The organism is Umezawaea sp. NPDC059074, assembly GCF_042738955.1.
GTDB lineage: Bacteria > Actinomycetota > Actinomycetes > Mycobacteriales > Pseudonocardiaceae > Umezawaea.
Genome location: NZ_JBHYHC010000195.1, coordinates 1 through 12,584, shown reverse-complemented (window position 1 = coordinate 12,584; position 12,584 = coordinate 1). Strand labels below are relative to the sequence as shown.

Annotated in this window: 13 protein-coding genes; 1 reads left to right on the top strand and 12 read right to left on the bottom strand. The window is 71.3% G+C overall.

What is annotated here, in order from left to right; genetic code table 11:
* Positions 1–142: 142 nt before the first annotated feature.
* The 8 genes from ACFWW9_RS43195 to ACFWW9_RS43160 are packed head-to-tail and all read right to left on the bottom strand — an operon-like array spanning position 143 to position 6,969.
* Positions 143–943 (bottom strand): ESX secretion-associated protein EspG, encoded by an 801-nt coding sequence (locus tag ACFWW9_RS43195; protein ID WP_390388939.1) that lies wholly within the window; start codon positions 941–943, stop codon positions 143–145.
* Positions 940–2,190: a PPE domain-containing protein gene (locus ACFWW9_RS43190; protein WP_390388937.1), complete on the bottom strand. Its 1,251-nt coding sequence runs from the start codon at positions 2,188–2,190 to the stop codon at positions 940–942. The genes ACFWW9_RS43195 and ACFWW9_RS43190 overlap by 4 nt, the downstream gene beginning before the upstream one ends.
* A 45-nt stretch (positions 2,191–2,235) precedes the next feature.
* Positions 2,236–2,646 carry a transcriptional regulator gene (locus ACFWW9_RS43185; protein ID WP_390388936.1) on the bottom strand — a complete coding sequence of 137 codons (411 nt, stop codon included), beginning with the start codon at positions 2,644–2,646 and terminating at the stop codon, positions 2,236–2,238.
* A 47-nt stretch (positions 2,647–2,693) separates the two neighbouring features.
* Complete coding sequence (locus ACFWW9_RS43180) at positions 2,694–3,290, bottom strand: DUF3558 domain-containing protein (RefSeq protein ID WP_390388934.1); 597 nt, start codon at positions 3,288–3,290, stop codon at positions 2,694–2,696.
* Between the two features lie 46 nt (positions 3,291–3,336).
* Positions 3,337–3,885, bottom strand: a complete 549-nt coding sequence (locus ACFWW9_RS43175; protein WP_390388932.1) for a GNAT family N-acetyltransferase — start codon at positions 3,883–3,885, stop codon at positions 3,337–3,339.
* Between the two features lie 9 nt (positions 3,886–3,894).
* A complete protein-coding gene (locus ACFWW9_RS43170; RefSeq protein ID WP_390388930.1) occupies positions 3,895–4,725 on the bottom strand; it encodes an HAD family hydrolase in 831 nt (276 codons plus the stop codon).
* Between the two features lie 35 nt (positions 4,726–4,760).
* The gene (locus tag ACFWW9_RS43165; RefSeq protein ID WP_390388927.1) at positions 4,761–5,201 is read right to left on the bottom strand and encodes a DUF1707 domain-containing protein; all 441 of its coding nucleotides are present in this window, start codon (positions 5,199–5,201) and stop codon (positions 4,761–4,763) included.
* 10 nt (positions 5,202–5,211) lie between these two features.
* Positions 5,212–6,969 carry an acetyl/propionyl/methylcrotonyl-CoA carboxylase subunit alpha gene (locus ACFWW9_RS43160; protein WP_390388941.1) on the bottom strand — a complete coding sequence of 586 codons (1,758 nt, stop codon included), beginning with the start codon at positions 6,967–6,969 and terminating at the stop codon, positions 5,212–5,214.
* Positions 6,970–7,112: 143 nt separating this feature from the next.
* On the opposite strand from ACFWW9_RS43160, the gene ACFWW9_RS43155 reads away from it, so the two are divergent.
* Positions 7,113–7,790 (top strand): hypothetical protein, encoded by a 678-nt coding sequence (locus ACFWW9_RS43155; protein WP_390388926.1) that lies wholly within the window; start codon positions 7,113–7,115, stop codon positions 7,788–7,790.
* On the opposite strand, the gene ACFWW9_RS43150 is transcribed toward ACFWW9_RS43155, so the two are convergent.
* From ACFWW9_RS43150 to ACFWW9_RS43135, 4 genes are all read right to left on the bottom strand, one after another.
* Positions 7,787–9,112: a dicarboxylate/amino acid:cation symporter gene (locus ACFWW9_RS43150; protein WP_390388925.1), complete on the bottom strand. Its 1,326-nt coding sequence runs from the start codon at positions 9,110–9,112 to the stop codon at positions 7,787–7,789. The genes ACFWW9_RS43155 and ACFWW9_RS43150 overlap by 4 nt on opposite strands.
* Before the next feature lie 176 nt (positions 9,113–9,288).
* A complete protein-coding gene (locus tag ACFWW9_RS43145) occupies positions 9,289–9,906 on the bottom strand; it encodes a Maf family protein (RefSeq protein WP_390388923.1) in 618 nt (205 codons plus the stop codon).
* Between the two features lie 27 nt (positions 9,907–9,933).
* Positions 9,934–11,379, bottom strand: a complete 1,446-nt coding sequence (locus ACFWW9_RS43140; RefSeq protein ID WP_390388921.1) for a DHA2 family efflux MFS transporter permease subunit — start codon at positions 11,377–11,379, stop codon at positions 9,934–9,936.
* On the bottom strand, positions 11,376–11,978 hold the full coding sequence (locus ACFWW9_RS43135; RefSeq protein WP_390388919.1) for a PadR family transcriptional regulator: 603 nt from the start codon (positions 11,976–11,978) through the stop codon (positions 11,376–11,378). The genes ACFWW9_RS43140 and ACFWW9_RS43135 overlap by 4 nt, the downstream gene beginning before the upstream one ends.
* Positions 11,979–12,584 lie beyond the last annotated feature (606 nt).

Sequence of the window (12,584 nt, the reverse complement as noted above, 5' to 3'; positions counted from 1 at the left end):
TAAAATTAGTCGGGCTTCCGGCTTCTCCACCTGCCGTTTTGGCCCGACTAAGGCTCAAATCTAGGGGCCCCAAGTCAAGCCGGCCGTCGCCAAAGCCCTTCCAGCGATGCCGTAACCCAGACCCTTCCAGCGATGCCGTCGCCTAAAGGCTCTCAGCCAACAGTTCCGACAGGTGATGATCCAACCGACGCGTGTCCACCGGCGACACCGTGCTCCAAGGCTGCTGCCCAGGCGCGGCCCGCCGCATCTGCACGTACCGACCCCCAGGACCGTCGAAGAACGCGACCACCCGCTCCGGCCGACGCCGTTTCCCCCACTTGTCCCGAGCCGCCGCACCGAATTGGCCCCGGTTGCCGGCGTCCCGCATCATCTCCGCCAACGTGTGCGCGTCATCCGCCCGCACACCCCGCCCCGACAACACCTGCTCCAACTCCTCCGGCGTCCGAGCAGCAGCCGCGGCGGCGTCCAGATCAGCGCTGGGCAACGTGATCGAGTGCCCAGGCCCAGCCGGCGCAGCGGGCAGCACCGACAGGGCCTCACGGGGCAGCCCCTCGCTGGAACCGGCGCGCAACGTCAACCGCTCACCGTCCAACACCGCCAACACCCCGGACTGCCCCTTGGCAGCCGCCAAGACCCTGACACTCCGCCCCAACCACAACCGACCATCCACCTCAGCCTGAGGCCGGTTGAGCAGGTGCAACAGGTCTTCCAGTTCCGGATCCAGCGACACCGGCTTCCCAAGACCCCGGCGTTCCAGCCCCGCCCACGCCGTCCGCTCCAGCTCCGCTCGTTCGGCGTGGGTCTTGCCGGGGGACGGGACCTTCAGCACCAGCGGCATGACCTCCAGGCGCAGGTGCTCCCACAGCACGTCGAATTCCAGCGCCGAGATGGTCACGGGGTCGCGCACGTCGTTCGTGCCCAGGTCCACTCCGAACGTCGTCAACTGCTCTGGTTCTCCCCGATCACCGGTGGCGAGATCATCCCGCCGATGCCGTAGATGTCGTCCGTCTCGCGGAGGTAGTCGGCGGCGTTGTGCTCGCCGTCCTCCTCCTCTTCGGCGCGGCCGCCGACGTTGCCGAACGGGTCGAACGAGCTCTGCGCGGGCACCATCGGGGTCGCGCGGCGGTGGACCGTGTCGTTGTCCTGGGCCTGCGCCGCGCCGCCACCCGCTGAACCGCCGGGTGCGCCGGGCATGCCGTGCTGGCCCGCGGTGGGCGTGGCCACGGGGCCGAACTCGGCCGAGCTGGCCACGGTCGCGCCCCGGCCCGCGCCCGACGAGCCGCCGGACGAGCCGCCGTGCGCCGAGTGGCCGTCTTCGGAGGACGACGAGGTCGTGCCGTCCTTGCGGGTGGTGCGACCGCCCAGCCTGCCGAGGACGCCGGTGCCGCTGCCGCCGCCGGAACCGCCCGAACCACCGGAGGTGGTCACGCCGTTAGCGGTGCGGGTCGCGCCCTCGGTGGTGGCGGCGGTCGTGCCCGCCGCGCGGGTGGTGCTGCCGGTCGTCCCGGCGGGAGCGGTGGTCGGGCGGGCGGTGCCGCCCTGCTGGGGCACGCGGACGCCGCCGACGTAGCCGACCGGGCCGCCCACCACGCCGTAACCGGTGCCGAGGCCGCCGTTGATGCCGCCCGCGCCGCCCAGGGACGACTGCGTCGCGTTGATCACGAGCTGCGGCGGCTGGTGGAACTGGCCGAGGGTGCTGGTGTTCGTGGTGGTGCTGGAGGCGTAGGTCGCCATGACCTCGCGGGCGCGCTGCTCGGCGGCGTTGTGCGCCTTCTCCTGCACCTCGTAGTCGGTCTGGCCGCCGACGAGGTGCGTCAACGCGCTCAGGATCTTGCCGGGGTCCTCGGCCGAGACCGGTACGGGGGCGGGCATGTCCGCGCGGGCCTTGCTGATGAAGTCGGCCTGCATCTCGGCGGACACGCGCATCACGTCGGCGCCGGTGCGGGCGTCGTCGGCCCACGCGGCGAGCGGGTTCAGGCCGGCGCGCGCGGTGTCGGCGGCCTTGCCCTCCCAGGTCGCGCCGGACTTCATGACGCCGGTGTACAGCTCGTTGTTGATCTCCACGAGTGCCGCCGAGACGCCCTGCCAGCGTTCCATCGACGCGTGCGACGCCTTCGGCCCCGGCCCCGAGTTGATCTGGCGGTAGAGCTCCTCGTGGCTGTACCCGTTCCAGCGGTGTCCGTCGGGCATGAAGACTTCCCCTCGATTCGCGACCGGCCCGTGCTCCCGCGGCCTCTAGCAGCCGCTTTGCTTCATCAGGCCGGTGGCGTCGCCGTCCATCGTCCGGTACTGCTGTTCGACCAGGTCCAGGGCGTCCATCGCCGACTTCAGCTGCCGCTGGTAGCTCGTCAACGCGCCCAACGCGGAGTCGCCCGAGGTGAAGGCGCGCTCGTTGAACTTCTCCGCCGCGTCCACGCTCACGCCGTCGCCCGCCCAGGGCCGGACCCGGACCTCGGTGAGCGCGAGTTCGATCTGCTTGTCCAGTTTCGTCAGCGCGTTCGCGAACGCGCTGCGGAGACTGGGGATCGCCCCCGGTTCCACACTCAGGGTGTGGGTGGTCAGGAACGCCTCGACGTCTGCACCACTAACCTCGGACGGCATCCAGGCCTCCTGCGTAACGTCGTTCTCGGTCGACACTCTAGCCATCTCGGCACACCACCAGGGAGGGGCTGATCGGACTTCCCCCGAGTGGGTCAGCGCCGTTCGAGCAATCCGCTCAGCGCGGCCTCCGCCGCGCGCTGGGCCCCGGCGCACAGCGTGTCCTGCGTGGCCTTCTTCTCGTTGCCCCCGTCGCGGAACATCACGTCCAGGAACTGCCCTTCCGCCACGTCCACCTCCACGTTGCACACGTCGTCGAGCCCCGGCGTCCTGATCACCATCGCCGGGAACCCGCCGATCGTGGTGAAAACCGGCTCCACCTGGGCGTTCTCGGACAGCCACACCCCGATGCCCTCCACTGTGACGAGCGCCAGCCGCATCACGTTCCCACTGATGCCGCTCCGGAACGAACAGACCTTCGACTCCCCGAAGGCGTTGTCCACGTACGCGTTGGGCGCGTGGTCGAGGCTGAGCTGCGCCCGCTGGTCCGCGCTGAGCACCTCGCACGGGTCGAGGTCGTCGAGCCGGACCTCCCGCGGCCGGGGCAGCTGGGGGACGGTCGTGGTCGTCGTCGTGGGGTCCGGAGGAGGGGGAGTCGAGGACCGGTGGTCCGCGGTCGGGTGGGTCGGCGTGGAGCAGCCGAGCAGGATCAGCGCAGGTAGGGCGAGTGCGAATGGCAGGAGACGCCGCATGGGCGTTTACCGTAGTGCCAGTGGGTGGACGTTCGGTGCCGCCGGGTTACCGGTCGGTCACCAGCCGGGACCAAACGCGCAGGTCGTGGTGTTCCCCTTGGACCATCTGGGCGCCCCGGAGGCGACCCTCCGGGGTGAAGCCCGCCTTCTCCGCGACCCGCTGTGACGAAACGTTGTCCACGGCCTGGCGGTAGCTGATCCGGTGCAGCTCGACGAACCCGAAGCCGAAGCCGACCACGGCCGTCGCCGCGTGCACGGCGATCCCGCGGCCTCGGTGCTCGGCGGCGGTCCAGAGGACCAGTTCGGCCGACCGGTTGTGCGGGTCGACGTCCTTCAGTGCGACCTCGCCGACCGGGGTGCCGAGCAGCTGGTCGCACACGGCCCACGAGTAGCGCTGGTCGCTCTCCCACTGCCAGGCGCGGAACTCGACGTACTTGCGCGCGGCGGCCTCGTCGTCGACGAGCAGCCCGCCCTGCCAGCGGCGGATCTCCGGGTCGGCGAAGGCCGCGACCAGCGCGGCGGTGTCGTCGATCCGGTCGTCGGCGCGCAGCTGCCGCAGGTAGTACTCACCCGCGTTGATCTCGACCGGTTCCACCCGTTCAGGTTAACCGTTGTCGCTGGTGAAGCCGTCGTGCTCCTCCGCGAGCGCGTCCAGCCACTCCCGCCGGGTGCCCGCGGGCCGCCCGTCCGGCGCGGTCAGCAGCTCCACCACCCAGTCGGCGGCCTCGGCGTCGTCCTCGCCCGCCAGCAGCTCCTTGTGCACGGACGCGGGCGTCCAGCCCTGCCCGGCCAACGTCTTCGCCAGCCGTTCGGCGTCCTCGCGCTCGGGCAGCACCAGCAGCACCTCGTCGGCCACCGAGGGCGGCTCGAACGAGGGGGAGTCGTCCAGCAGACCGCGTTCCAGCAGCGCCTCGCGCAGCGCGGCCGTCGTGGGCGTGTGCACGCCGTCGACGCCGATCCTCCGCGCGCCCTCGGCGTTCTCGGCCTTGTCGTCGCAGAACACCGTCAGCGCCGCCGAGTGCTGCAACACGCGCAGCGCCCGCCGGTACGCCTCGGGCGCGGGCTTCATCGCGCCGATCCGCGCCGACGTCACGACGGCGTCCACCTCGCGGTCCAGCCCGAGCAGCCGCAGGTCGGCGGGCAGCCTGCTGGTGGCGTTGGTGAGCAGCGCGACCCGGCAGCGCCGCCGCGCCTGGCGCACCAGCTCCAGCGCCTCCGCTACGACTTCGCCCGGCCGGGTCCACGCGGCCACGGCGGCGGCCGCGTCCGGGCCGCCGAGCCGGTCGACGACACCCGCCCGCCACACCTCGTCCGGCACCTGGCCGAGCAGCGCGGGCGTGACCAGGTCCGGCGTGAAGGCCGCGCGCGCCAACGCGCCGCGCGGCAGGCCGTGGGCGTCCTCGATGGGGTCGTCGGGGCCGAAGCTCCGCAGCACGCCGTCGAGGTCGAGCAGCAGGAGCGTGGGCGCGGTCAGCTGCGCCGCCTGCGGTCGCGGTCGCGGTGGCGGTCCCGCCGACCGTCGTCGCCGAGGACGCTGCCCGCGAGGATCGCGATGGCCGGGACCATCAGGAACACCAGCGGGTTGCGGATCAGCAGGAACAGCGCGACCGCGATCAGCCCGCCCAGCGGCACGGCCGCGCGCAGCAGCCGGTGGCTCAGCGGCGACCCCGGAGCCTGCTTCGGCACGACCTCGGCCGCGGCCGGTCGGGCGACCTGCCCGAACCGGGGGTGCGGCTCCGGCAGGTCGGCGAACAGCGCGAGCAGGTCGCGGCGGGTCTTCGCGGTCGTCACGAGCGCGGACCGGTCGCCGTACTCGTCCAGTTCGAGCCGACCGGCGCTCATGTGCTCGCCGAGCGACCTGAGTGCTTCTTCGCGTTCGGTGTCACCGATGCGGATGTCGGGCTCGCTCACACCGTCGAATCTAGTCCTTCAACTCGCACAGCACGGTCCCTTGCGTGACCGTGGAGCCGGAACTGGCCGCGAGACCCGTCACGGTGCCCGATTTGTGCGCCGTCACCGGGTTCTCCATCTTCATGGCCTCCAGCACGACGATCAGCTCGCCCGCTTCGACGACCTGGCCCTCCTCCACGGCGACCTTCACGATGGTGCCCTGCATCGGCGCGGTCACCGCGTCGCCGGACGCCGCCGCGCCCGAGCCGCCGGACCGCTTGCGGGGCTTGGCCTTCGCCGCCGCCGACCCACCGCCGCCACCGCCGCCGAGCGCGAGGTCGCCGGGCAGCGAGACCTCCAGCCGCCTGCCGCCGACCTCGACGACCACGGTCTGCCGCGGCTCGTCCTCGCCCGCCTCGGCGGGGTTCGCGAACGGCTCGATCCGGTTGTCGAACTCCGTCTCGATCCACCGCGTGTGCACGGTGAAGGCCTCCTCGGCGGTGAACGCCGGGTCGCGCAGGATCGCGCGGTGGAACGGCAGCACGGTCGCCATGCCGTCCACGACCATCTCGTCCAGCGCCCGCCGTGCCCGCTCGATCGCCTGGCGGCGGTCCTCGCCGGTGACGATCAGCTTGGCCAGCAGCGAGTCGAACTGCCCGCCGACGACGCTGCCGCTCTCCACGCCCGCGTCGACCCGCACGCCGGGGCCGGAGGGCGCGGTGAACGTGGTCACGGTGCCGGGCGCGGGCAGGAAGCCGCGACCGGCGTCCTCGCCGTTGATCCGGAACTCGATGGAGTGCCCGCGAGGCGTCGGGTCCTCGGTGAAGCGGAGCTTCTCCCCGGCGGCGATGCGGAACTGCTCGCGCACGAGGTCGAGGCCGGAGGTCTCCTCGCTGACCGGGTGCTCGACCTGGAGGCGGGTGTTGACCTCCAGGAACGAGATCGTGCCGTCCAGCGCGACCAGGTACTCGACCGTGCCCGCGCCGTAGTAGCCGGCCTCCTGGCAGATGGCCCGCGCGGAGGAGTGGATCGACGCGCGCTGCTCGTCGGTCAGGAACGGCGCCGGGGCCTCCTCGACGAGCTTCTGGTGCCGCCGCTGCAACGAGCAGTCGCGCGTGCCGACCACGACCACGTTGCCGTGCTGGTCGGCGAGCACCTGCGCCTCGACGTGCCGCGGCTTGTCCAGGTAGCGCTCCACGAAGCACTCGCCGCGGCCGAACGCCGTGACGGCCTCGCGCACCGCGCTGTCGAACAGCTCGGGGATCTCCTCCATCGTGCGGGCGACCTTCAGGCCGCGCCCGCCGCCGCCGAACGCGGCCTTGATGGCCACCGGCAGTCCGTGCTGCTCGGCGAAGGCGATGATCTCGTCCGGTCCGTTCACCGGGTCGTTCGTGCCGGGCACCAGCGGCGCGCCCGCGCGGGTCGCGATGTGCCGGGCGGTCACCTTGTCGCCGAGGTCGCGGATGGCCTGCGGGCTGGGCCCGATCCAGGTCAGCCCGGCGTCGATGACGGCCTGGGCGAAGTCCGCGTTCTCGGACAGGAAGCCGTAGCCGGGGTGCACCGCGTCGGCCTCGGCGCGCTTGGCGACGTCCAGCAGCTTGTCCACCGACAGGTACGTCTCGCCCGAGGTGGCGCCGTGCAGCGCGAAGGCCTCGTCCGCGAGGCGCGCGAACGGCGCGTCCCTGTCCGGATCGGCGTAGACGGCGACGCTGGCCAGCCCGGCGTCGCGGCACGCGCGGATGACCCGGACGGCGATCTCGCCGCGGTTCGCGACGAGCACCTTGCGCAGTGCGACCACGTCCTACCTCCCAGGCAACGACGACTCGGGGACCTACCGGCAGCTTAGTGACCCGCCAGTAACCCCGTGACCGAGAGCATGCTCACTTTCCGGGGAGAATGGTCCTCCACCGGAGGCTTTCGGAGGGGGACACCGTGGCGGGAGCGCCCAGGTCTGTGCTGGTCGCGGCGGGAGCGGCGGTGCTGGTGGTCGTCTGCTGCCTGGTGGCCGCGTACGCGCTGCGGCCGCCGTCGGCGCCCGACCCGTCCGGCGGGGACCGCTCGGCGTCGGACGCGGGCCTGCGCTGCGGGTCCTCGGCGTGCCGCACGGCGGTCAAGTCCGACGTCGGCGCGGACCTGGTGGAGGTGCTCGTCGGCGAGGGCGGCGGCCGGATCAAGGTCACCGGTCCGGCGGGGCCGAACGTCTTCGAGTCGACCGTCGTGGACTCCGGCGGGGTGATCGACGCCCAGTCGTTGGAGTGCGTGTCCGCCGAGGTCAGCGTGTGCCTGGTGCGCGGGAAGTCCGGCGAGGAGCTGCTCGGCGAGGTCCTGGTCGGCCGAGGGGGCACGTGGACGCGCGCCCAGGCCCGCTACCTGGCGACCGGCGGCTACCTGGCGCTGCACGACGTCGACGGCGACCAGGTGGCCGACGTCGTCGCCGTGCAGCGCCCGTGCGACCCGACGGGCTGCAAGCGCTCGTACGCCCAGGTGTTCTCGTTCTCCGGGACCAAGCCGCTGCTGGGCTGCACGGCGGCCGTCAACGCCCTGGAGGACCTGCCCGGCTGGCCGACGGTCGCTCCCGCGGCCGCCGACCTCCGGTCCTGCGGGGCCTAGGCGGGCACCGGCTCCTTCACCGGCTCGGACAGCAGCGGCGGGGCGCTCGGGGCGTTGAGCACCTCGTCGTCCAGCAGGCCCTCGCTCCGCGCGACCAGCACCGGCACGGTGATCTGGCCCGCCACGTTCGTCGCGGTCCGCACCATGTCCAGGATCGGGTCGATCGCGTAGACCACGGCGACCCCGGTCGCGATGACCTCCGGCGGCAGGTTCACCGCGCCGAGGGTCAGGGTGAGCATGGTGAACCAGCCGGTCGTGCCCGCCGTCGCGATGGCGCCGAACACGGCGACGGCGACGATCAGCAGGTACTGGCCGATCCCGAGCTGGACGCCGAACAGGTTCGCGATGAACACCGTCGCGATGGCCGGGTACACCGCGGCGCAGCCGTCCATCTTGGTCGTGGTGCCCAGCGGCACGGCGAAGCTCGCGTAGTCCGGGTCGACGCCGAGGTTCGCGGCGGTCTGCCTGCTCAGCGGCAGCGTCGCCCCGGACGAGCGGGACACGAACGCGAACTGGAGGGCCGTCCACGCCTTCGCGAAGAACGTCACCGGGCTGACCCGGCCGACGAACCGCAGCAGCAGCGGGTAGACCACGAACAGCACCAGCAGCGAGCCCGCGTAGACCGCCGCGATGAGCGAGAACAGCGGCTTCACGAAGCTGTTGCCGTAGGTCGCGAACGCCGACCCGATCAGCCCGAACACGCCGAGCGGCGCGAGCAGCACGATCCAGCCGACGACCTTCTGCACCAGGTCGAACGCCGACCGCGTGAGCGCGACGAACGGGGCCGCCCGCTCGCCGATCGCGTACGCGGCGAAGCCGATCAGCAGCGAGATGAACACCACCTGGAGCACCGCGCCCTCGGTGAACGCGCTGAACAGGTTCGACGGCACCAGGCTGTCGAGGAACGCGCTCCACGAGCCGGTGTCGCGGGTGGCGAGCTTCTTCACCGCGGCCTCGGACGGCGTCACCTGCACGCCGCTGCCGGGCTTGAAGATCGTGGCGATGGCGAGGCCGATGAGGACGGCGATCAACGACGTGGTCGCGAACCACAGCAGCGTCTTGCCGCCGAGGCGGGCCGCGGTGCGGGACCCGCCGAGCCTGCTCAGGCTGGTGATGCCGACGACGATCGCCGTGAACACCAGCGGGATGACGGTGAGCTGCAACAGGTCGGTGAAGACGCCACCGATCTTGGACAGGGTGGTGGTGAGCCAGGTCTGGCCGGTCTGCTTGGCCACGAACCCGGCGAGGGCGCCGAGCACGAGCCCGGCGAGGACGGCGAAGCCGAAGACCTTCGGCTTGGTGTAGGTGCTGAGGAACGCCACGACTGCTCCGAGGTGTGCGCAGGGGAGGGGGCTCGGGGCTGGTGGCCCGTCAGCCCGTGCTCTTCCTGCGACCCAGGTCGATGTGGCGGCGGCGCGTCAGAAACTCGTTCACGAAGCCCTCCCCGACGTCGGCGACGTGGGTCGAGCTTCTCGGAGATCCCGGTCGGTGACCAGGGTTACCACATGTCGGACACCCGAACGCCGACCTCGCCGAGCAGGCGGCGGGTCAGCGGCAGGCTGATGCCGATCACGCTCGACGGGTCGCCGTCGATGCCGTCGACGAACCAGCCGCCCAGCCCGTCCAGGGTGAAACCGCCCGCGACCTGCAACGGCTCGCCGGTCGCCAGGTACGCCTCGAGGTCGACGTCGTCCGGGCGGCCGAACCGCACGGTCGTCGGCTCGCTGCCCTCGCCGCGCGCGACGACTTCGCCGTCCCGCAGCCGCAGCACGGCGTGCCCGGTGAGCAGCGTGCCGGACGTGCCCGCCACCCGCCGCCAGCGCTCGCGGGCCACCTCGACCGTGCCCGGCTTGCCCTCGAGGGAGCCGTCGGCGGTGAGCAGCATGGAGTCGCAGCCGACCACCACGGCGTCCGGGAACTCCGCGGCCACCAGCGGGAGCACGGCTTCCGCCTTGGCCACGGCCAGCGCCGTCACCACCTCGGCGGGCTTCGGGTCGACCAGCGCGGCGGCCACCGCGTCCTCGTCGACACCGGACACCCGCACGACGGGCTCGATCCCCGCTCCGCGCAGGACGGACAGGCGGGCGGGGGAGGCCGAAGCCAGCACTAGGCGCACGTGATCAGCCTAGTGCCGGCTCCTGGCTCAGCTCCCCTGCGTGACGGGAACCTGGTCCTGCACCGGGGCGACGGCGGGCCTGCGCATCGCCAGCGTGCAGGCGGTGCCGATCAGCAGCACGGCCACCAGCATCCACATCGTGTCGCCCGCCGCGTTGGTGAACGCCGTCGGGTAGTCGCCGCGCGCGTCGGCCATGCGGGTGTCCAGGCGGGCCTGGAGCAGCACGCCGACGGCGGCGCTGCCGAGCACCGACCCGATCTGCCGCGAGGTGTTGAAGATGCCCGAGCCCGCGCCCATCAGCTTGCGGTCGACGCCGCGCGTGGAGATGTTCGCCAGCGGCGCGAACACCAGCCCGAGCCCCGCGCCGCACACCAGCAGCTCGGGGATCAGCTCCCAGCTCGCGATGCCCGGCTCCAGCCGCAGCGACAGCAGGGCGATGCCGATCGCCAGCAGCGCGAACCCGGTGGCGGGCAGGAACCGCGCCCACGGCCGGTCCGACAGCTTCCCGGAGATCGCGCTGAACGTGCCGGACAGCAACGACATCGGCGCGGTCAGCAGACCGGACTCGACGGCGGACAGTCCGAGCACCGACTGGATGTAGATGATCAGCGGCAGGAACAGGCCGGTCACGCCGAAGCCGATGACGACGTTGGCCGCGTTGCCCAGCGAGAAGTTGCGGTTCGCGAAGATCCGCAGCGGCAGCAGCGGCTCCTTCTTGTTCACCGCCTGCCACACCACGAACGCGATCAGCAGCACCACGCCCGCCGAGATGATCTCGGGGATCGTGATCGGCCCCCACACCTCGCCCCACGAGTACTGCTGGCCCTCCTGCACGCCGAACACCACGGCCGTCAGGCCGACGCAGCACAGCAGGATGCCCAGCGGGTCGAAGCTGTGGCTCGTCCCCGGCTGCCAGTCGGGGACGAGGATCGCCGTCATCACCAGCGCGACGACTCCGACGGGGATGTTCACGAAGAAGATCCACTCCCAGCCGAGGTTGTCCACCAGCACGCCGCCCAGCAGCGGCCCGGTCACCGTCGCGACACCCGCGACCGCGCCCCACATGCCCATCGGCCCACCGCGCTTGGCGGGCGGGAACAGGTGCGTGATGAACGCCATCGTCTGCGGGGTCATCATCGCCGCGCCGAGACCCTGCACGCCGCGCGCGACGATCAGCATCTCGACGGAGCCGGAGAGGCCGCACCACAGCGACGACCCGACGAAGACCACGAGGCCGGTCATGAACAGGCGCTTGGGTCCGAACCGGTCGCCGAGCCTGCCGGTGAGCAGCAGCGGGACGGCGTAGGTCAACAGGTAGACGCTGTTGACCCAGATGATCGCGTTGAGGCCCGCGTCCAGTTCCTTGATCATGGACGGGATGGCGACGTTGACGATCGTCGTGTCGAGCAAAATCATGAAGAAGCCGATGCACAGCGCCGAAAGCGCCGCCCACGGGTTCACCTGCCGGCTCATCGCCGGTCCTCCTCAAGCTCTTCGATGCGGCGATGAACCGCGTCGGGCCACCTCAACCCACCGTTGGTGAGCCGGTCGATCAGCCGCTCGACCCAGTCGAGCTCGGCCTGCCGCATCGCGCGGGTGTAGTCGTAGTCGATCCAGAACACCGGTTCGACGTCCTGCATCGTCAGCTCGGCGATCGTCACGTCGGTGACGGCGAGCTTCTTCTTCAACGCGCTGGCGCGGCGTCGGAGTTCGGTGACGGCCTCGTCCTGCCGCAGCGTGTGCAGGTGCTGCACGGCCATCGCGAACCGCGGGTACTCGGGGATCACCTCGGACACGTTGGCCAACACCTCGGCCCGGAACGTGTCCACGCCCAGTTCGGTGAGCTGGTACGTCGTCCGCTCGGGCCGCCTGCCGTCCCTGCTGGTCTCCACGACCTCGATGAGCTGGTCTTTTTCGAGCTTCTCCACGGCGTGGTAGAGCGACCCGACGGTGACCTTCGTCAGGCGACCGAGTTGTCGTTCGCGGATCTTCTGCTGGATCTCGTACGGGTGCATCGGGGACTCGTGGAGGAGTTCCAAGACGACCATGGCCAGCGGCCGAAGGGCGACCACGTGTGTGCTCCGTTCTGATTATTCGAACTGGAGTATATGCACGGTCGCGTAGAACTACCGATGCGGGCGGGCTGTGGTCCTCGGCACGCTGGGCGTGGTGAAGCGTTGGGCACTGGTCAGTGCGCGCCCTCGGCGGGCGGGGTCGCGAGTGGCCGTCGCGGCGGTGGTGTTGGCCGTGGTGGCGGGGGTTGTGCTGGTGGGGCAGGTGCTGTCCGCCGATCCCGTGGGGTACGGGGTGCCGGTGTGGCCGTTCGCCGATGCCGGGGATCGGGCTGAGGGGCGGGTGATGTCGTCCGTCGTCAGGGCGGCTCGGGGGGCTGAGGGGCTTTCCGGGGTGGCTGGGGCGGTGGCTGCGGGGGACGTTGAAGTGGTTCGGGCTTCGTCGTTGCGTGGGGGGAGTGTGGTGTGGATGGTGTTGCGGTTGACGGTGCCTTGGGTGGGGGTTCGGTGTCGGGAAGTTGTGGTGCAGGGGGCTGTGCCTGTGGAGGTCAACAGTCGGCGGGTTTTGTGTTGAGGGCTTTGTTTGAAGGGGTTCGCGTTGAGGGCTGAACCCCCGGTTGCGCCAATTATCCCACCCTCTTTCGCTTTGTCAAGGCTGGAAAGACG

Coding starts and splice junctions, on each gene's coding strand:
- ACFWW9_RS43190 (WP_390388937.1), bottom strand. CDS start 2,190: ATGCCCGACGGACACCGCTGGAACGGGTACAGCCACGAGGAGCTCTAC.
- ACFWW9_RS43185 (WP_390388936.1), bottom strand. CDS start 2,646: ATGGCTAGAGTGTCGACCGAGAACGACGTTACGCAGGAGGCCTGGATG.
- ACFWW9_RS43180 (WP_390388934.1), bottom strand. CDS start 3,290: ATGCGGCGTCTCCTGCCATTCGCACTCGCCCTACCTGCGCTGATCCTG.
- ACFWW9_RS43140 (WP_390388921.1), bottom strand. CDS start 11,379: ATGAGCCGGCAGGTGAACCCGTGGGCGGCGCTTTCGGCGCTGTGCATC.